Source organism: Maritimimonas sp. 2205BS37-2, assembly GCF_056591755.1.
Map to the genome: position 1 here is coordinate 1,098,888 of NZ_JBWQOI010000001.1, position 20,258 is coordinate 1,119,145.

The window sequence follows — 20,258 nt, forward strand, 5'->3', positions numbered from 1 at the left end:
AGGAAAAACCCTGTTCCATTCTAATATATAAATTTTGATCTTTATGGGTGTTTATAAATCTATAAATCAACTATGAAGGCAACATCAACAAATATACTTAGAACATTAAAAAATGATAATTTTATTGAGATTTTGAGTGATACTTTATCAAAATCAGCGAATTATGTTTATGGTGAATCAGAAATTGGAGAAAGGATATCTTATTTTCAAAGTATATCACCTCTTATTGTTGAAACAATTGAAAAAGGATTATTTGATCAAATTCCAGAAACAAAACGAAAAGCAGTTTGGTCTATGATAAATAATATAAATCAAAACATAATTAACTATAAAAATCAAGGGTTCGATTCAAGCAATCCTCAAGGTAGAAATTTATTAAATGCTACTATTAATAGTATTAATAATTTACAAGATTATCTGGATCAAACTAATTTAGTTTCAAAACTTCAGGGTGGGCAAAATTATGAAAAGGAACTACAAAATTTAACCAAACAAAAAAGACGGTATAATAAATATCTAAAAGAAATTGATGATTCTCTTGAAATTTTGAAGAATTTACAAAATAAAAATAATGAGGCAACCAATCTCATAAACAATATTCAAAGTGTCCAAAGTTCATCTTCCAATATTTTGGGAGTAATTGAGGAAAATTTTAATGAAGTAAAAAAAGTCAAGGACGATATAAATGATGTAAACCAAAAAATACTTGATGTTGAAACCGATATTAACACTAAAAAAAATGTTCTTGATTCAGCTTATGCCAATTCTCAAAATGTACAAAACACTTTGAAGAAATTTGGCGATGAAATTACTATTCTAAAAACTGAAAAGGAAGAGGAATATCGAAATCACGTCGATGGAATACTAAGTGAAAATAATGACATTAGAAATGAGATCAAATCTTATCTAAATGAAGCAAAAAAACTACTAGAAGGTGCAACAGCGTCAAGGTTATATCGTGCATTCAACGCTAGGAAACGACAAATTGAAAAAGAACTTCGATATTGGTTAACTGGTATATTTGCTACAAATATTTTGATTTTATTGATAGCCTTTCTACTGATATTTGGAATTGATTTATCTGGGATAAAAATTGATTCTTTTACCAATTTTAATTTTTGGATCTTTTCGATTCTAGCATTACCACTTATATTAGTAAATTTATTTTTTTTCTATAAAGAAAAGAAACCTAAAAAGAATAAAAAAAATGGAAATTACTTATACATAATTTTATTTAATTCTATATTTTTAATAGTTTCAATAGTATCTATTAGAGGTGTAAGTTTAGAATTTTTCTCAATAAATCCTATGACTAGCAACCCGTTCGATGCTAAATTCATAGCCAAATTATTATTCATTGTTCCTCTAGCGTTATTAGATGGCTTTTTAATTCAAGAATATAATTTTCGTAAAAAACTAGTGGAAGAATATTCATATAGGTCTGTTCTTTCAATATCCTTAATGTCCTACAAAGATTTGATTGAGAGGGAAAAAGACAATCCTGAAACGCTTAAATTCATAAATGAAACTGTTGCTAAGATTTATGATTCTCCCTTTGATAAAAAATCAATTAATAAAAAAGAAAGAAATCTTTTAGACAAATTACTCGACAAGGGAATCGAAAAAGCAGATAAATTATTAGGGAAGTAATGGCTTTGTTTAAAATTAATAAGGTTTTATTTGCTACCTACCAAAGATTAGATCTTATTAATTATCTTTAAGTCGTGGCGAAAAATGATTCGTGCGCTTTCATTAAACGGAATCATAATCTAGCAAATGCCAAAACCCTAAATTAACCTCATGAAAAGTAACTTTATCATCAATGAATTATGGCAACTCTCTATAGCTGGTGCTTTTCAACGCGCTGGTATCTATAAACCAGATGCAGACGAAGCGCTCAAAGAGCGCTTTAAAAATGAGCTTAAAGAAGATCTAGAGAGTTTTATTGCGGAGCAATACTTTAAACCCTGTACAGAAGAACAACATCTAAAAAATATAGCGAAACTCTCAGAACATACTAAAGACTATGCTAATTTGCTAAAAGGTGGGCAACTTAATATTGGAGTAAGCCAAAAAGTACTCAACCTTTTTTTAAAATATGTATGGTGCTTAAAATTAATCCCTACCCCGCCCCACTTTCCAATAGATAGAAATATACAGGTAATTCTTAATAAGCAGGCGAAACAATTAAATCTTAACACTGTATCCATCAAACCCTGGACACAAATAAAATCTGTCGAAGAATATTTAGAGATTATTGATTTGGCAAAACGACTGCAAACTGCAATACCAGAGTTTTACAAATTATCTTTAGCCGAGTTAGAATTGAAACTATACTCTAATTAGAGTATGTCACTTTGAGCGGTTTTATGAATGTAATGTGTAAAACTGTATCGAGAAGCGGCCTGATTCTAAAGAGTTCTCGATACAAAATTGTTTCACAATTTCACTCGAACTGACGTTATGATACATTTTTTACTATAGAATTATTCTCGATTCATATTAGTTGATCTAGCACTCCCCAAAAGGTTTAATTAATCAAATAATTGTATTAAGCTGATTTTCAATAAAATATAAGTTGAAGATTAAATTAATCCTCTTTACTAATTAAAAAAATCATTGATAGTTTTTATTTAGTTAGGATTCCTTACTATATTTGTATTCTAATCATTTAAAAAATAATATTATGAGTAAATCAATTTTTTATCATGCAGGTTGCCCTGTATGCGTAAGTGCCGAGCATGACATCGTAGCTCTTGTTGGTTCAAACAACGTAGACATCGTGCATTTAGGTACCGACAAGTCGCAAATAGCAACTGCAGAAAACGCAGGTGTGAAATCGGTACCAGCCTTGGTAACCCCAAACGGAAATGTATTACATATTAACTATGGGGCTTCAATGGCCGATGTAAAAGGTTAAATTTTTTAGTATTAATAGTTAGGATTCCTAATTTAAAATCATCATTTATGAAAGTTTCAGTTTACGATACCTATGTGCAACGCGAAGATGGTAACACCATGCACTTTGATATTTTGGTACCGAGTAAGTTTAACGATATTGAAGCCATTCACGCCTATGGTAAAAGTTATTTAGCTACCAAGTCTTTTAAAACAGGGGCGCTTACCGCCAAAGAATGTCAATTTTGCCATATTGAAGAAGCACCTAGTGAAGTAGTGCAAGAAATCAATACTCATGGTTATGCCATTATAGAATTAGAAAATTATTCTTAATTTAATTAGGAATGCTAACTTTGCCTGTCGTGCCTTATCTCGACGGGCTTTTATATGAGTGATTTTAACCCTAAAAACCAAGAACGATACCTCAGTAATAAAATCGTTGCCGGATTAGAGCGCATTTCTGAGGCTTTTAAGGTATTGCTATGGGAAAAAGCCAAAGAATTAGGCGTAAGCCCCATTCAAATACAAATCTTAATTTTTGTAGCCTACCATAAATCAGAGTTATGTAGTGTAAGTCACTTGGCCAAAGAATTTAACGTTACCAAACCTACCATTAGCGACGCCATACGGGTTTTGGTAAAAAAAGAACTAGTTTTAAAAGATCATTCTTCTGAAGATAGTCGCAGTTATAGCATTTTACTCTCAGAAAAAGGTAAAAAAGCTGTAGCCCAAACCGAAAATTTCGCACAGCCAATTACGAATCAGCTTTCAGGGCTCAATGAAAATAATCTAACAGATTTATTTCAAACCATTAGCACCTTAATCTATAAGCTTCATCAAAATGGGATACTTTCGGTACAGCGTACCTGTTATGCCTGTAGATTTTATGAAGTAACTAGCGAAGGTAGCTACTGTAAGCTATTAGAAACCTCACTGAAACCTACAGCTATTCGAATTGATTGCCCAGAGTTTGAAGCGGCTAGTTAATACTCCTATAAGTTATCTAACTGATTCTTCGTCTTATCTTCACTTATTGTCCAGAAAAACCCTACAAAAAAGAAACGATCTGAACTAGGAACCACCGCTTGCCGATCAAAAGTTCCGTTGTTATTAGGCGTTGTGGCATAATCATACCCAAAAACATTCTTAAAACCTAAAACATTCGTAGCAGAAAAATATAAGATCTTTTGCTGTGAAATTAAATAGGCCCAGTTAAAGCTCAAGTTATTAAAACTCTTTGTTCTGCCATCCATAAATTCTGAGCTATTTAGGTTATTATAAGGCCTTCCACTTGCAAAAGTATAGGTTGTGCCCACCTGAGAGCGCCATTTTTCGATCCAATACTTCCCAACTAACGAGGCATTATGCTTACTAGCAAAACTAGGCATTACCTCTTCTGGATAATTTTGAAACTTACGTTTTGTATCTAAGTAAGAATAAGAAAACCAATACTGTAGATTCTTTATTGTTTTTGAATCTTTAAAGAAAATATCTAATCCTTTTGCAAAACCAAAGCCATCATTACTAAAATTGCCAACGGGTCGTCCAAACGCTGTATCATACTGCAATAGGTTGTTATAGTCTTTATAAAAAGCCTCTGCCCTGAATAATCTTCGGTTCTTTTTATATTGATAATTTAAAATGTAGTGCGTCGCTTTTTGCAATTCTAAGTCTTGTGTAATCTTTAATTCATCATTAAGTGGCATTTGATAAAAATCGCCATAAGCCAATGATAATTGTGCATACTTATTAAACTTATAGGCTAGCGATAAGCGTGGTGAGAACATCAGTTCATCGAACAATGCTGAATGGTCAGCTCTTACACCCAATTTAGCTGCAAAATCATTGGAAAAATAGATGTCGGCTTCTGTAAAGGCAGCGCTTAAATTATTGGTAAAACTATAGCTGAAAGGATTGGTTTGGTTTGCAATACCATCTTCATTGAAATGGGTAGACTGAAACTCAGCACCATAACTTAATTTAAACTGATTGCTAAAATTATGCTTTAGCTTGACTTTAAGATGTACTGCATTTTCGATAGCGCTAACATCTGTATCGATAATGGTAACTTTTGTATCACTATTGGTATAGCTTAATCCGGCTGTTAGCTTTGTTCTATCGCTCAAAAATCCGTCGTATGACAAATTCGTATACCAATTGTTGTTCTTAAGATCAAAGCGTACTAAATCTTCAAAGTTGATGTCTCGTTGCTCAACATCGAAATTTAAAGATTCAAAAGCGGAATAAAATTTAAAAAGTCCATTTTTCGTATGATGTCTATACACTGCTTCTCCTGAAATCGATTCTGGCAATTTATTCCATTTATTATCGTCTGGCACCAAAGCATTATACGGTGCAATATTAATATACGCGGTATTGATACTTAAGGCATCTTTTTCCCATTTTTTAGTATGCCCTACACCACCACCAACCGTCATAAAGGAAAGATTCGTTTCGCTTTGGTTAGGTTCATCTATCGTATTTAATAATAATACACTCGATAAGGCATTACCATATTCAGCCGAATAACCTCCTGTGCTAAAGGTAATACCATCAAACAAAAACGGAGAATAGCGTCCTCGGGTAGGTACATTATTAGCGGTAGGTGAATAAGGTTTAAATACTTGTAGTCCATCAATAAATACTTGTGTTTCTTCTGCAGTACCTCCACGAACAAATAAACGGCCATCTTCACCTACGGTTTGCGATCCAGGTAAAGTCTGCAACGCTGCTATAAAATCACCTGCAACACCTGCGGTAGTTACCACATCTATGGGCCCCATTACCGAAACTTTGGTATTATCACCTGCCTGAAATGAACCAGCAGAAAGCACCACAGCATCAAGGGTATTGACTTCTTCTTTAAGGATAATTTTAAGTTCTTTAAGCAGTGCAACATCAGCCACATGCGTGTAGGTTTTAAATGATAAATAAGAAATAACCAGCGTTTGTACACCACTTTCATCCGTTAAGAAAGCGAATTTACCTTCGTTATCTGTAGTAGCACCGTCATAGGTATTTTGTAAATAGACATTCGCACCTACAATAGGAACTCCTTTTTTATCGGTAACCATACCCGAAATGGTGTTTTGTGCCATGAGTTGTGTCATAAAAATTGAAAAGATTAAAGTAAATATGGTTTTCATTTGCGTTGATTTTATGCAGCAAATGTTCTCCGAAAAGTAAAAGATTCATAAAAAGAACTACCGAAGTGTAAAAATGAAAGGATGAGTTGTTGGTATATAATTGCAAAACTTTTAATCTGCATTTTTTATAGTCTAAGTCAAGGTATTTATGAACAAAAAAGAAGTTGCTAAAAAAATCATTAAATTAGTTTGATACAATTTATCAAACCATGAAAAAAAATAAGGTTCATTCAACTTCCCGCAGATCTTTTATTGAAAAGAGTTTAAAAGCATCGGCTCTAGTATCCATTGGTAGTCCATCATTATATGCTATTAATCAAGAATTTGCAAATCCGGCATATGCATTCGGTAAAAGCTCTAAAAAACCACTTAATATTTTAATACTTGGAGGTTCTAGCTTTTTAGGCCCTCATCAAATTGCCTATGCTATAAAAAGAGGGCATAAAATAACCACTTTTACCAGAGGTAAAACAAAACCAACAATTCTTCAAGAAGCTTATGCAAAGGCTGAACATTTAGTTGGAGATAGGGAGAACAATCTAGAAGCCTTAAAAGGACGAAAATGGGATGCCGTGATAGATAACTCTGGCCGAAAAGTTGAATGGACTAAAGCAACTGCCGAGCTTTTAAAAGATCATGCTGGTATGTATGTCTATATTTCTTCTGTGAGTGTATTTTATCCTTACTACAAGGCAAATGTAAACGAAGGCGATTCGTTGGTTTTAAAAGTTCCTCAAGACGCTACAGGTGATGAAAAATTCACGTATGATTATGGAGTTATGAAAGCGAATTCAGAACTTGAAGCAAAACGGATCTTTGGAAATGAAAGAACAGCAATTGTACGCCCAACATTTATGATGGGCCCAGGTGATAGAACCAATCGATTTTTGTACTGGCCCACAAGGCTATCTCAGCAAGGGAGCGTTATCATTCCGGGTAAAAAAGATGATCCGGTACAATACATTGATATTCGAGATATTGCAGATTGGACAATACGTTTAATTGAAAATAAAACCTCAGGAACCTTTAACGGTGTGGGCCCAGAAAGCGAAATGAACATAACTACATTTGCACAAAACGCACATAAGGCCTTTAATTCAAAAATTGATTTCGTGCATATTGATGATCATGATTTCTTAAGAAAAAATGAATTTAGCTTTCAAGCCCCATGGGTTCTGGATTCAGAAAAATTCCATGGTATTTCACGTGTAAACAATGAGCACTCTAAAAAGAACGGACTAACATTCAGAAAGTTGGAAAAAACGGTACTTGATACCTATAACTGGTGGAACTCTGACGCCGTATCAAAAGAACGAAAAGCGAAATTCCTATCAGACAAAAATGAGTTGCATAATCGTCAAGAAGATCTAATTAAAAAGTGGAAAGTCTATCAAAAATAACTGGAGAATTAATTAAACTTTATACGAAACCAGTTGTTAGTAAACTACAGCAATTTTAAGGCAAATCTCCATTCACATACATCATATTCAAATTCTTTAACCTAAACATAATTGGGTCAATATAGTGACCTTTTTAAATCTTTGGTGTCTAATACATAGAGCATCAAATCTGAGCGCTACCACATATAGTTAAAGCAATCTGAGTAATTAGTTTTAAAAAAATTGTTATGGGAAAGGAAAAGAAAAATATCGTAATTTTTGGTGGAGGCTTGCATTCTAATGTTTGTATTGATATTCTCGAGGCTACTAAAGAATATACCATCGTAGGTATTATAGATTCTTTGGCTGAAATCGGCTCTTATTCTTCTGGCTATGAAATAATAGGTAGACAAGAGGATATTGTTCTTTTATCGAAAAAACACAAGTTACATGGTGGTTTTATTGCTATTGGAGACAACTATAGCAGAAAGCATGTAAGAGATGAAATTGTGGCAAGAATGCCTGATTTTAACTTTGTGAATGCAATACATCAAACTGCCATTATTGGAAAGAATGCAAAAATTGGAACTGGTATTTTGATGATGGCCGGCGTAATTGTTAATGCACAGAGTGAAGTTGAAGATTTCTGTATTTTAAATACCGGAGCACAGCTTGGTCATGATAGTAAAATGGGAGAATTTTCATTATTATCATCTGGATCAATAACGGGTGGTAAAGTAATTATTAAACGCTTCGCAGCCATTACATTAGGCGTTACCATTATTGATCGATTGACCATTGGTGAAAATACGGTTGTAGGTTCAGGATCAACAGTTTTAAATGATTTACCTAATAATGTGCTTGCATACGGCTCACCGGCGAAATCTATAAGAAGCCGAGAGCCCAGAGAACGCTTTTTAAAATCTGGTTAAACTAAATTATAGCTATTCTATTATAATTTTTCCGATAGAATAGCTGTAATTGTCTTTATACCTTCTATATAATTACCCAATCTTATATTTTCGTTGGGGCTGTGCTGGTTGTTATCGGGGTTCACAGTTGGAACCCCAACTGCCGGAACACCAAGTGTGATAACAAAAGGTGAAATGGGTATAGAACCACCCATGGTTCGTATTTGAATCGGATCTTTACCAAATGCTTTGCGCATGCCCTTGCGTAACCACGCACCTACTTCAGTATTAAACTCAGTTCTAAAAGCACCATAAGAAACTTCGTAATTAAAACGTATAATATTCTTCTGTTCCATGCGCTCCTCTTCAGTAGGTTCTTTATCTACTAAATAATAGCCCTGATCTTTAATATGCTTCTTTAAGAGGCCTACCATTTTCTCACCCTCTGTTTCTTTTACCAAACGTATATTTAATTCAGCCACGGCCGTTGCCGGAATAATAGTACGCGTTTCCTTTCCCACCCAAGCTGCTTCTAAGCCTAAGATTCCTAAAGCAGGATATTGTATGGCTTCTTGAAAATTAGAGCCAATATTATCAGTATGAGAAATACCAAAATCTTTTTGTATTTGTACTTCGTCATCAGGTACTTGTTTTAGTATTTCTTTGACGTCATTAGAAATTGTAATACCATCATACCAACCATTTATAGCTACACGCCCATCTTTATGCCACATGGTTGCCAATAGCTGCGATAATTTAACAGCCGGATTCGGTGCATAATTACCATAATTACCACTATGCAGTGGTACTCTGGGGCCAAAAACTTCTAGTGAAATAGTGGCAATACCACGAGCTCCATATGAAAGTGTTGGTTGATTCGACAAATGTCTCGGCCCATCGAAAATAACCAACATATCTGCTGATAGCTTTTCTTTATTGGCCAATACTGCCTTTGGTAATCTTGGTGAGCCTAATTCTTCTTCAAAATCCATAATCACTTTTAAATTAAAGTTAGGGTTGTAATTATGGTCATTTAAGATATCCATCGCTTTTAAGAACATCACATCTGGTCCACGCGCATCTGAAGCTGATCGTGAAAAAATGCGCCAATCTGGGTTGACCTCACCATTTAGTTTTTCCCATGGGATGGTTTGCCAGTCTCCTTTTTCATCTTTCTCTTTTAAAACTGGTTTGTATGGATCGGGTTGAAACCACTTGGTTGTATCAACAGGTTGCCCATCGACCTGAAGATATACAAGTACTGTTTTGTTTGCTTTTGGATTTAATTTTGTTGCGAGCAATAAGGGTACCGTTTCTGTAATTAAACGTTCTGTTTTAAATCCGCGTTTTGCAAAAGCCTTTTCACACCATTTTACATTAGGTTCAATTTGCTCTGGGTAATTTGCATCATTTGGTATACTAAAAAATTCAGCAAGCTCATCAAATGATTCTTTAGCGTATTGCAGTGATAGTTCATCTAGATTTTTAGCCTTTATTTGAGCTTTTAAGCTTGATAGTGAAAAAATTGCTAAAACAAAAAGGAAAATATATTTTCTCATAATAAGAATGGGATAGTATCTGAATAATTGTAAGCAAGTTATAAATAATACCTCACTTTTAATGAAATCTTCTAAAACAATAATCTTAAAATAAACATAATCTACATTACACATAACATAAAAGGGGTATTATTGCGTTATAAAAATGTAAATAAGGGGAACAATGAAAAATATTGTGATTTTCGGCGGCGGACTACACGCCAATGTGTGCATAGATATATTTGAAATTAATGAAGAATACACCATTGTAGGTATTATTGATTCTTTAGCAGAAATTGGTTCAGAATCTTTTGGCTATAAGGTAATCGGAAGGCAGGAAGATATTACTTCATTAATTAAAGAATACAAAATTGATGCTGGTTTTATAGCTATAGGAGACAATTCGAGCAGAAGGTTTGTTAGAGATGAAATTGTTGCTAGAGTACCCAGGTTTAAATTTGTAAATGCAATTCATCCTTCGGCTACCATTGGAAGAAATACTAAAATTGGAACCGGAATTCTTATGATGGCTGGCGTTATTGTAAATGCACAAAGCACCGTTGAAGATTTTTGTATTTTAAATACAGGCGCACAGCTTGGTCATGATAGCAAGATGGGCGAATTTGCTTTATTATCATCAGGTTCAATTACCGGTGGAAAAGTGGTCATAGAACGTTATTGTTCCGTTACTTTAGGAGTTACAATAATAGATAGAATTACCATTGGTGAAAATACCGTTGTAGGTGCCGGAGCAGTAGTGCTTAAAGACTTGCCAGAAAACATTGTTGCCTATGGAAATCCTGCAAGAATTATAAGAAATAGAGAATACGGTGAGCGATTCTTGAAATCTGGATAATTTCTACGCTCAAATACCGATTTATACTTTGCTGAAGAACGTATCGATGAAGTGATTAAAAAAAAACATAGTAAATTTAATCACTAATCATCATAATCATGTGGGAAGAAAAATTAAAATTCTACGATCAGCTTATAGCCACAAATTCCAAATTTGAACGCAAAGGAAAAACAATGCCTTACACTTCTGCAAACGGTTATATGTTCTCTTTATTTAACAAAGCCTGTGAAATTGGTATACGACTTTCTAAAGAGTCTCAAAAAGCATTTAAGGATAAGCACAATACTACTGAGTATCGCTCTTATGGTGCAGTAATGCGAGATTATGTGCTCATACCAGAGCATTTATACAGCAACATGGAACTATTAGCTGCTACCTTAGATGAAAGTTATGAATATGTTATGTCTTTACCTCCTAAGCCTACCTCCAAAAGGAAAAAATAAAATACCTCATGATGCGCTGCGTTACCACCTAAGCATGGATCAAGCTTTTGCATTTAATAATTCATTTACTTTTTTATATCGGTATTCAAAAATGGCACTTAACTGCTTTTTGATAAATAATTGATGAGCAACCCGCCCTAAAAATCCTAATGGCAATGCATAATGTACTACATCTTGCATTTCAACTTTACCATTAGCTTCTTTAAAGAAATGTTTATGATGCCATAATTTATAAGGGCCCATACGTTGCTCATCAATAAAAAACGCATATTCTTTTACTTGTGTGATTTCGGTTACCCATTTTATCGGGATTCCTAAAAGTGGTTTAACATAGTATTGAATGATCTGTCCGGCATACATTTTATTTTCTAATTCTTCTATAATCTCAAATCCTAAATAATCTGGGGTGATTATTTTTAAGTTCTGCGGGTTTGAAAAAAATTGCCAGCATTCACTTAATGAAGTATTAATAACTTGTATGGTTTCAAGCTTATATACCTTCATGACGAAATACTTTTTTAAATTTTTCAATGAGAATAATACTTAGAAAAATCATGCTAAATGCATAGCCTATGTCTTCAATGGGTATTGTGTTGATGCGAATCCCTAAGTTTTCGCTATTATTATACCATACCACTTGTTCATCGATAAAGCTTCCAGTAAGAATACCGTTTACAATAAAAAAAGGAAGAAGGATAATTAAGAAAGTTATATAAAAAATGTTTAATTCTTTTTCTTTGCTAAGTAAGCTATATAGCAAAATAGCCATTAGCATTAAATAATTATAAAACGTGTAGGTCTTATCTGTATTCATAATCACTAAGGCAGCGCTTATTAAAATCAATAGGATAGTAATAGCGTTTGTTATAGTGACTGATAACTTAACGCCTTTAAAAAAGTATTGAAAAGCATAATGTATAAATATGCTCGCATATGGAATGCAAATAAAAAATAGCCATTCTTCTAATGGTAAATTAATAATATCTATACCGATTAGATACTTTTCATTAAATCCCCAAATGCCATTTTGAGTAAAAATCACATCCCATATTAAAAAGACGATAGCTGTAATAATGATAGCCAGAAATACTTCTTTCCACCATTTAATAAACTGCATCTTTTTTTCAAAACTATACAGCAATGGGACACTAATACTTGCCAGATTTAATAATAGGTATAATGACATTTATACTTTAAAGTATTTAAATGGTACCAATAACATACCAAAACACTCACCATCTTCTTTATTTAAATGCTTATGATGGGTTTTATGTGCTTTTCTAAGACCAATTAGGTATTTGTTTTTTGTGTTTTTAAACCATTTAAAGCGTTGATGGATTAAAACATCGTGTATTAAAAAATATGAAATTCCATAGAATAGAATTCCTAAACCAATAAAGAAGCGATAATCAATCCCGTTTTGCGTACCGAAATAGAATAATAAAATACTTGGTATAGCAAAAATGGCAAAGAAAATATCGTTGCGTTCAAAAGTGTTGGGGTATTTTGGCTGGTGATGATCTGAATGAAAGTACCACATAAAGCCATGCATTATATATTTATGAGTAAACCATGTTACACCCTCCATAAAAACAAAAACTCCAATGGTTATCAACACATACATCATAGTACTAAATTTACAATAAATTCAATTTATATTTAACATAGCTACGGGCTAACAGGTTCAATTTCATCGGGTTTGAAATACGAATTCGTTTTTCCATGATTTCAGAAGATGGTATCTTTTTTAACTTCTTTAAGAGCTTTTTATAATACCTGTACGCCATATAAACGCCAAATTTTGCATCAATTGGCAGTTTTAAAACACCATTTTTATAGGCAAAATCGAAGTCTTCTTCGATATCGGCAATTATTTCTTTTTTAGTTGCGTTGTTTAATGACTTTAAATCAACATTCGGAAAATAAGAGCGATTTAAAACCTCATAGTCATCTTTAAGATCACGTAGAAAATTTACCTTTTGAAAAGCGGAACCTAACCTCATCGCGGGTTTTTTAAGCTCGTTATATTTCGTTTCATCACCATTAACAAATACCTTTAAGCACATTAAACCCACAACGTCTGCCGAACCATAGATATAAGTATCAAATTCTTCTTTAGTTAAATACTCTGTCTTTCTAAGATCGGCCTTCATGCTATTTAAAAAGGCCTGTACCAAATCATCATCAATATTATATTGCTTTACGGTTTGTTGAAAAGCATTTAGAATTGGATTAAGGCTTATACCATCTATATGTGCTTTGTAATAACTGCGCTCGAAACTCAGTAAGAGCTCTTCCTTTTTATATTCGTGAAATGAATCTACAATCTCATCGGCAAGGCGCACAAAACCATAAATGTTATAAATTGCTGATCTTATGGATGGCGCTAACATTTTTACAGCCAACGAAAAAGATGTGCTGTATTTCTGTGTAATCAATTTACTACACTCTTGAGAAACTTTATCAAACAACTGTTTCATAGGTCTTAGCTTTTGAGTGTTTCATAATTGAGTTTGCAGCAATTTTACCTGAAATTAGCGAAGGCGGTACTCCAGGACCTGGCACCGTAAGCTGTCCCGTAAAGAATAAATTTTTAACGTTTTTACTTTTAATTTTGGGTCTTAAGAAAGCTGTTTGTGTTAATGTATTTGCCAAACCGTAGGCATTGCCCTTATAAGAATTATAATCTTTGATAAAATCTTTAACACAGTAAGATTCACTGAAAATGATATTGTTCCGAACAGATTGTTGCGTTAGATCTTCAAACCGCTCAATAATTTGTTTAAAATAGCGCTCACGAATGGCTTTTGTATCTTCAATACCCGGTGCCAATGGTATTAAAAAAACTCCTGCCTCCATATTATCTGGAGCAAAAGTTGGATCGGTTATACTTGGAAAGCTGGCATAAAATAATGGCTTGTCTGGCCAAGATGGATGATCATAAATATGTTTAGCGTGTGTATCAAACGAAGCATCAAAAAACAATGTATGATGTCTTACATTTTTTATTTTTTTATCAAAACCAATATAAAACAATAGTGAAGAGGGAGCGAAGGTTCTATTCTCCCAATATTTATTAGAATATTGTCTATAAGGTTTTTCTAATAAGGTTTCGGTATGATGGTAATCAGCTCCACTTAATACCATATCGCATTCTAAAAACTTTTCAGCAATCCAAACACCTATCACCTTATCATTTTGAACCTCAATTTTAGATACCGGCGCATTAGTTTCTATTTTTACTCCTAGGCTTATGGCCAAGGTAACCATCGCTTTTACAACTTCATACATCCCTCCTTTTGGATGCCAAGTGCCTAATCCGAAATCGGCATAATTCATAAAACTATAAAAAGAAGGAGTATTCGTAGGTTTGGCTCCAAGGAATAATACCGGGAACTCTAAAATTTGTCTTAGTTTTGGGTTTTTAATTTTTGAGCGCACCGTATCACTAACACTTCTAAAAAATTGATGCGCTCTCTTAATTGTAACAGGAGTAATTAATTCAGTAATTGATTCGCCAGGTAAATACACCAAATCTTTAATTGCTACCTCATAATTGAATTTAGCAGATTTAATAAAATCTTGAAGATATTTTGAGCTACCAGGTTCAATAACTTCAAAAACATCACAAATAGCTTTAAAATTATCAGCTATTTCCAAGCTATCATCCTTATCAAAGTATACTTTATATGCCGGACTCAGTTTTTCTAACTGATAATACTCTTGTGGGAATTTTTCAAAATCTGCAAAAAAACTTTCAAATACATCTGGCATCCAATACCAGGTAGGTCCCATATCAAATTTAAACCCTTCTCGTTCAAAGATTCTTGCCCTTCCTCCTAACGTATCATTTTTTTCTAGAATGGTCACATCATAACCCGCTTTAGCCAAATAGCAAGAAGCTGCTAAAGAAGAAAAACCAGATCCGATGACAATGATAGTATTCATTTTGTTTAACAAATATATAAAAATATTAAACAAAATAAAAATTGACAAAAAAAATTATAGAATATTTAACAAGTCATTTACTGATTTAAAAGCTTTTATATTTCGAAAAGAGCCGTTTAATTGAAGATTCATAACCTTACGCCCTAACACCCAAAACTGGTTTGAATTTGTTAAAAGTTTTGTATTTAACTCAGTTAGGTAATCGTTAATTTCATTATTATTTGGCTGAACGGTAAAGTATGAAATAAAGTTAATCTCATCATGCAGTGAGGTTAAGTCTTTTAAATGTTCTATATCGATATTGGGCCCAAGATAAATCGAATGATGTTGGCGTAAACATAACTCATAATGCAAGTAAAGTAATCCTAATTCATGAATTTCATCCATAGGTAAAAAGAGTACAAAAACTTTACCTTCTTTATCAAAGTTCATTGGTTGACTCTTTTCTATATTCACCTGGATTTTTTGAATAATTAAGTTTGAAATAAAGTGTTCATGTGCTGGTTTTATAGATTTAGTTTGCCATAATACACCAATATATTCTAAAAAAGGAATAAATACATCGGTGAACACTTCACGAAAAGATTTACTAGCTAATAATTTATTGTAAGTTTCATTAAATCGCATGGCATCGAAATGCACCATGGCCAATTTTAATTCATTAAGTGCAGATTCTTCCACGGCCTTATTAGAAGCTATTTCTTTAACCTTTAACTCAATGGTACTCTCAGACATTTCGGCTATCTTAGAAATTTTAAAACCATTACTATATAATAGATTTATGTTTAATAGTTTGACGAAGTTATTGGTATTATAAAAGCGTATATTGGTGTCTGTTCTATCGGGTTCTAGAAGATTATATCTTTTTTCCCAAATTCTAATTGTATGTGCTTTAATGCCAGTGAAATTTTCGAGGTCTTTAATCGAAAATTTTGTCTTTATGTTGTTTAACATAACTAAAAAGATATTAAACAAATATACATTTAATTTTTGAATTGTTTAATTCTAACTACTTTTATCAAATTGGTTGTAACAAAAAGTCATTTTCATCTACTTATATTCAAATTAACCAAAAGTGACCAAAGAGCTCGAACATAAATTTGTTAGCGATCTAGAGAAGCATCAAAATATCATTCATAAAGTATGTAAGCTTTATACGAACAATCAGGATGCTCACAATGATCTATTTCAAGAAATCACCATTCAGTTATGGCGCGCTTACCCTAAATTTAGAGGAGACTCGAAGTTTAGTACTTGGATGTATCGTGTCGCTTTAAATACAGCGATTACTTTATATAGAAAATCAAAACGGTCTATTCAAACACAAGATTTTGATTCAGTTTTATTTAAAATTGAAGCTAGAGAATATGATGAAACCGAAGAAGAGCAGTTACGACTAATGTATAAAGCGATAAAGAAACTATCAGATATTGAAAAGGCACTAGTGTTTTTATACTTAGAAGATAAAAACTATAAGGAAATTTCTGAAACTATGGGGATTACAGAGGTAAATGCCAGAGTGAAGATGAATAGAGTTAAAACGAAATTACAGAAAATATTAAATCCGTAATGGCTATGGATCAATTAGATTTATTAAAAAAAGACTGGAAAAAACAAGACGAGAATTTACCTAAATATTCATTCAATGAATTATCTAGTCTTATCCATAAAAAGTCTTCGTCAATCGTAAAGTGGATACTTATAATAAGCATCTTAGAAATTACATTACCTAATTTGGTATATCTCTTTGTAGATTACGACGAAAGAATGCAACCCTACCATGAAGTTGGCGCATCTCCATACATTATCGGCTTTTATGCCATAGTATATTTAGTGGTCCTTTATTTTATCTATAGATTTTATAAAAATTACAAATCGATTTCAGCTGATTCTACTACCAAAGGATTGATACAAAATATTATTAAAACCCGAAGAACGGTTAAGCACTATATTTGGTTTAATTTAGCCATGATACCTATTGCTGTTGGATTGGTTTTATATACCACCTTTAATTCTAGCAACTTCTTAAGTAATTTACCCGAAGATGTTGGAAGCGGTAGTTTGTTAGTAATTGGAATTGTAATCACTTTGGTTGTTGTGGGAGTATTTTGGTTATTCTACCAATTAGTCTATGGTATTTTACTCAATAAGCTCAAAAAGAATTATAAAGAATTGGTAAATAACGGAAAGGAGTTATAGTATCGCCAAACTTCCTTTCCCCTCACGAACGATTTCAACTTCGTCTTGTGAAAGATCAATTACGGTTGAAGCCTGATTATCTCCATATCCGCCATCTACAACAACATCTACACGGTCTTTCCACTTCTCAAAGATTAATTCAGGATCTGTAGTATATTCGATAACATCATCTTCGTCGTAAATAGACGTTGATATAATTGGATTACCCAAGGCTTGCACTATTTCGCGAGCAATATTATTATCGGGAACACGAATACCTACTGTTTTTTTATTTTTAAAAGCTTTAGGTAAATTATTATTTCCAGGAAGGATGAAAGTATAAGCTCCCGGAAGTGCTCTCTTTAAGATCTTATAGGTAGGTGTATCAATTTGCCTAACATAATCAGATAAATGACTTAGATCATTACAAATAAATGAGAAGTTAGCTTTGGCAAGTTTGATATTCTTAATACGAGCAATTTTTTCTAGCGCTCTTGTATTAGTGATGTCACATCCTAAACCATAGACTGTATCAGTAGGGTAAATAATTAAACCTCCCTTTCGAAGAACAGCCACTACCCTATCAACCTCTTTTGGATTAGGATTTTCGTTATATATTTTTATGTACTCAGCCACGATGCCAATATACACAAAAAATTAAATGCTAGCTTACAATTAATCTAAAGCCTTCTCCGTGTATATTGATAATTTCTACCGTTGGATCTTGCTTAAGATACTTTCGCAATTTTGCTATATAGACATCCATACTACGTGAAGTAAAGTAATTGTCGTCTCTCCAAATTTTTGTTAACGCTAACTCTCTAGGCATTAAATCATTAATGTGAATAGCCAGCATTTTCAATAGTTTATTTTCTTTAGGAGACAGCTTTCTAGTTTCACCACCATCATAAGATAAATGTCTGAGCTTAGAATTTAAGTGAAATTTACCTATTTGAAATTCATGTTGTTCTTCTTCAGTATTCGAATCAACTTCTTTTCGTTGTAAGATTGCTTTAATCTTGTACAACAATACTTCAGAATCAAAGGGCTTATTTAGATAATCATCTGCACCTACTTCATACCCTTTTAAAACATCTTCTTTCATGGTTTTTGCCGTTAAAAAGATAATAGGCACATCAGCATTGGTAGATCTAATATCTTTTGCCAATGAAAAACCATCTTTACGAGGCATCATCACATCTAAAATGCAGATATCGAAATCGTCGTTTTTAAACATAATTAAACCCTCAAGACCGTCTTTCGCATGAGAGACAGAATAATCATTTAAGGTTAAATAATCTTTTAGAACCGTTCCGAAATTAGGATCGTCTTCTACTAACAATATTTTTTTATTAGCCATATTAACTATATATATATATTAAATCAATGGTATTTTAACTGTAAAAATACTTCCTTTACCTTTTTCACTTTCCACAAAAACACTGCCGTGATGGTGTTCTACAATTTTTTTCACGTAAGACAAACCTAGGCCATGCCCTTTAACATCGTGTATATTTCCTTTTTGTTCTCTATAAAATTTATCAAAAACCTGTTTTTGTACATTTTTACTCATACCAATGCCTTGATCTTTGATTTTTAACATTACATGATTACCTACATTCTCAGTGTAAATGTCAATTTTAGGAGAATCTTCGGTATATTTTATAGCATTGTCTAACATGTTAACCACCACGTTTGTGAGGTGAAACTTGCTTGCCATTATTTCGGTTATCGATGCCTCAAAATGCTTCTTAACATATCCTCCTTTATCTTTAACAATTAAGTCAACATGTGTAACCGCGTCATCAACTATTTCATTCAAATCTACAACATTCATACTAAGATCTAGCTGATTTTTTTCTAAACGAGATATTCTTAGCACATTTTCAACCTGACCATGCATGCGTTTATTCTCTTCGCGAATCATTCCTGCATATCGCAACACCTTCTCTTTGTCATCAATTATCTTAGGATTCTTAATGGCATCAAGCGCCAAATTAATTGTAGCTATTGGAGTTTTAAACTCATGCGTCATATTATTAATAAAATCAGTTTTAATTTCTGAAATTTGCTTTTGACGTATCAATTGGTATAAAGCACTCGCAAATGCCAAAATAATAATTAAAATGAACACCGCAGACAAGGTTAAAATATTCGCAATTGACGCTAATATGAATTTTTCCTTTTCCGGGAAACTTACATAGAGTTTATAATCACTATCACCTTCGTTATCAATAAATAAAGGAACGCCGTAACTTTTATTCTTTTCTTTTTTAAACCTTTCAGATTTTACTTTAGTGGCTAATTCTTCCTCATATACACCAAATTCAAAATCTGTATCAACTCCTCTTTTTCGTAATTCACTTTCGAGATTAAAAAATATTTCTTTTTTTGAAACACGGTCATAAATTGGAGTTCTTGGAGCGATCTCTTTAAAAACATTCCTAAAATAGACCCTCTCATAATCATCTCTCTTTCCAACTTTATAGATTCTTTCTTCGGGAGAAAGCTCCACAAGGTCTTCGGTTTCATTAAAGAGAATTTTCGAAACCTGCTTTTCTTGCTCACCAAAAAAAGTTTTAAAATCGATAGAGTCTGTTTCAAATAGTGCCGACGAATTCTTAGAATTAGTTTCTAATATACTCTGCCTAAATGTAAAAACCTCATTTCTAGTAGTATCTATCTTGCTATAAAAGAATTCCTTTTGTTTACTTTCAGAAATTCTACTTGCACTATCAATATCAGAATATTTTTCGAAATAATCATCAATCTCTCTTTCTTGAATATTTTCAGACACTCTAGCCAATGCTAATAACACATTATTAGAAAACTGCTCTTCACGTATTTCAACAGAACTTTTAATCCAATAAATCTGAACAGCGATAATACCAACCAAGGCAGTACTCATCAATACAATTAAGAGTATAAATATGCGTTTGCTCATCTTTTGAACAAATTTAA

22 protein-coding genes are annotated in these 20,258 nt (G+C 32.8%); 11 read left to right on the forward strand and 11 right to left on the reverse strand.

Annotated features, from left to right (window positions below; all coding sequences use genetic code 11):
- Window positions 1-72 precede the first annotated feature (72 nt).
- The 5 genes from AC1EUU_RS05260 to AC1EUU_RS05280 all read left to right on the forward strand — a co-directional run bounded on the left by AC1EUU_RS05260 (window position 73) and on the right by AC1EUU_RS05280 (window position 3,885).
- Window positions 73-1,650: a hypothetical protein gene (locus AC1EUU_RS05260; RefSeq protein WP_480200331.1), complete on the forward strand. Its 1,578-nt coding sequence runs from the start codon at window positions 73-75 to the stop codon at window positions 1,648-1,650.
- A gap of 150 nt (window positions 1,651-1,800) precedes the next feature.
- Entirely contained in the window at window positions 1,801-2,346 is a 546-nt protein-coding gene (locus AC1EUU_RS05265) for a hypothetical protein (protein WP_480200332.1), read from the forward strand.
- 340 nt (window positions 2,347-2,686) lie between these two features.
- Entirely contained in the window at window positions 2,687-2,920 is a 234-nt protein-coding gene (locus tag AC1EUU_RS05270) for a thioredoxin family protein (protein WP_480200333.1), read from the forward strand.
- 47 nt (window positions 2,921-2,967) lie between these two features.
- Entirely contained in the window at window positions 2,968-3,231 is a 264-nt protein-coding gene (locus AC1EUU_RS05275; protein ID WP_480200334.1) for a DUF2024 family protein, read from the forward strand.
- 54 nt (window positions 3,232-3,285) lie between these two features.
- Window positions 3,286-3,885: a MarR family winged helix-turn-helix transcriptional regulator gene (locus AC1EUU_RS05280; RefSeq protein WP_480200335.1), complete on the forward strand. Its 600-nt coding sequence runs from the start codon at window positions 3,286-3,288 to the stop codon at window positions 3,883-3,885.
- 5 nt (window positions 3,886-3,890) lie between these two features.
- On the opposite strand, the gene AC1EUU_RS05285 is transcribed toward AC1EUU_RS05280, so the two are convergent.
- The gene (locus AC1EUU_RS05285; RefSeq protein ID WP_480200336.1) at window positions 3,891-6,044 is read right to left on the reverse strand and encodes a TonB-dependent receptor; all 2,154 of its coding nucleotides are present in this window, start codon (window positions 6,042-6,044) and stop codon (window positions 3,891-3,893) included.
- 209 nt (window positions 6,045-6,253) lie between these two features.
- On the opposite strand from AC1EUU_RS05285, the gene AC1EUU_RS05290 reads away from it, so the two are divergent.
- Together AC1EUU_RS05290 and AC1EUU_RS05295 are read left to right on the forward strand one after the other, a co-directional pair.
- Window positions 6,254-7,444, forward strand: a complete 1,191-nt coding sequence (locus AC1EUU_RS05290) for an NAD-dependent epimerase/dehydratase family protein (protein ID WP_480200337.1) — start codon at window positions 6,254-6,256, stop codon at window positions 7,442-7,444.
- A gap of 227 nt (window positions 7,445-7,671) precedes the next feature.
- On the forward strand, window positions 7,672-8,355 hold the full coding sequence (locus AC1EUU_RS05295) for an acetyltransferase (RefSeq protein ID WP_480200338.1): 684 nt from the start codon (window positions 7,672-7,674) through the stop codon (window positions 8,353-8,355).
- A gap of 20 nt (window positions 8,356-8,375) precedes the next feature.
- On the opposite strand, the gene AC1EUU_RS05300 is transcribed toward AC1EUU_RS05295, so the two are convergent.
- Window positions 8,376-9,893: a M20/M25/M40 family metallo-hydrolase gene (locus AC1EUU_RS05300; protein WP_480200339.1), complete on the reverse strand. Its 1,518-nt coding sequence runs from the start codon at window positions 9,891-9,893 to the stop codon at window positions 8,376-8,378.
- Window positions 9,894-10,056: 163 nt separating this feature from the next.
- On the opposite strand from AC1EUU_RS05300, the gene AC1EUU_RS05305 reads away from it, so the two are divergent.
- Both AC1EUU_RS05305 and AC1EUU_RS05310 read left to right on the forward strand, forming a co-directional pair.
- On the forward strand, window positions 10,057-10,728 hold the full coding sequence (locus tag AC1EUU_RS05305) for a NeuD/PglB/VioB family sugar acetyltransferase (protein ID WP_480200340.1): 672 nt from the start codon (window positions 10,057-10,059) through the stop codon (window positions 10,726-10,728).
- Window positions 10,729-10,826: 98 nt separating this feature from the next.
- Window positions 10,827-11,171 (forward strand): hypothetical protein, encoded by a 345-nt coding sequence (locus AC1EUU_RS05310; RefSeq protein WP_480200341.1) that lies wholly within the window; start codon window positions 10,827-10,829, stop codon window positions 11,169-11,171.
- Between the two features lie 39 nt (window positions 11,172-11,210).
- On the opposite strand, the gene AC1EUU_RS05315 is transcribed toward AC1EUU_RS05310, so the two are convergent.
- From AC1EUU_RS05315 to AC1EUU_RS05340, 6 genes are read right to left on the reverse strand one after another with little or no spacing between them, the layout of a single operon-like run.
- Window positions 11,211-11,675 carry an SRPBCC family protein gene (locus tag AC1EUU_RS05315; RefSeq protein WP_480200342.1) on the reverse strand — a complete coding sequence of 155 codons (465 nt, stop codon included), beginning with the start codon at window positions 11,673-11,675 and terminating at the stop codon, window positions 11,211-11,213.
- Window positions 11,662-12,357, reverse strand: coding sequence for a lycopene cyclase domain-containing protein (locus AC1EUU_RS05320; RefSeq protein WP_480200343.1), 696 nt, complete (start codon window positions 12,355-12,357; stop codon window positions 11,662-11,664). Before AC1EUU_RS05320 ends, AC1EUU_RS05315 begins: the two co-directional genes overlap by 14 nt.
- On the reverse strand, window positions 12,358-12,798 hold the full coding sequence (locus AC1EUU_RS05325) for a sterol desaturase family protein (RefSeq protein WP_480200344.1): 441 nt from the start codon (window positions 12,796-12,798) through the stop codon (window positions 12,358-12,360).
- Window positions 12,799-12,808: 10 nt separating this feature from the next.
- The gene (locus tag AC1EUU_RS05330; RefSeq protein ID WP_480200345.1) at window positions 12,809-13,651 is read right to left on the reverse strand and encodes a phytoene/squalene synthase family protein; all 843 of its coding nucleotides are present in this window, start codon (window positions 13,649-13,651) and stop codon (window positions 12,809-12,811) included.
- Window positions 13,635-15,119, reverse strand: coding sequence for a phytoene desaturase family protein (locus AC1EUU_RS05335; protein ID WP_480200346.1), 1,485 nt, complete (start codon window positions 15,117-15,119; stop codon window positions 13,635-13,637). Before AC1EUU_RS05335 ends, AC1EUU_RS05330 begins: the two co-directional genes overlap by 17 nt.
- 54 nt (window positions 15,120-15,173) lie before the next feature.
- Window positions 15,174-16,073 carry a MerR family transcriptional regulator gene (locus AC1EUU_RS05340; protein ID WP_480200347.1) on the reverse strand — a complete coding sequence of 300 codons (900 nt, stop codon included), beginning with the start codon at window positions 16,071-16,073 and terminating at the stop codon, window positions 15,174-15,176.
- Between the two features lie 121 nt (window positions 16,074-16,194).
- Here AC1EUU_RS05340 and AC1EUU_RS05345 point away from each other — a divergent pair, with 121 nt between their 5' ends.
- The gene (locus AC1EUU_RS05345) at window positions 16,195-16,689 is read left to right on the forward strand and encodes an RNA polymerase sigma factor (RefSeq protein ID WP_480200348.1); all 495 of its coding nucleotides are present in this window, start codon (window positions 16,195-16,197) and stop codon (window positions 16,687-16,689) included.
- Window positions 16,690-16,694: 5 nt separating this feature from the next.
- A complete protein-coding gene (locus AC1EUU_RS05350) occupies window positions 16,695-17,318 on the forward strand; it encodes a hypothetical protein (protein WP_480200349.1) in 624 nt (207 codons plus the stop codon).
- Here the strand turns inward: AC1EUU_RS05350 and AC1EUU_RS05355 are convergent.
- The 3 genes from AC1EUU_RS05355 to AC1EUU_RS05365 are packed head-to-tail and all read right to left on the reverse strand — an operon-like array spanning window position 17,313 to window position 20,241.
- Window positions 17,313-17,933 carry an L-threonylcarbamoyladenylate synthase gene (locus AC1EUU_RS05355; RefSeq protein ID WP_480200350.1) on the reverse strand — a complete coding sequence of 207 codons (621 nt, stop codon included), beginning with the start codon at window positions 17,931-17,933 and terminating at the stop codon, window positions 17,313-17,315. The two genes, AC1EUU_RS05350 and AC1EUU_RS05355, sit on opposite strands and share 6 nt — an antisense overlap.
- Window positions 17,934-17,961: 28 nt before the next feature.
- Window positions 17,962-18,657, reverse strand: coding sequence for a response regulator transcription factor (locus AC1EUU_RS05360; protein WP_480200351.1), 696 nt, complete (start codon window positions 18,655-18,657; stop codon window positions 17,962-17,964).
- An 18-nt stretch (window positions 18,658-18,675) separates the two neighbouring features.
- On the reverse strand, window positions 18,676-20,241 hold the full coding sequence (locus AC1EUU_RS05365; protein ID WP_480200352.1) for a sensor histidine kinase: 1,566 nt from the start codon (window positions 20,239-20,241) through the stop codon (window positions 18,676-18,678).
- Window positions 20,242-20,258 lie beyond the last annotated feature (17 nt).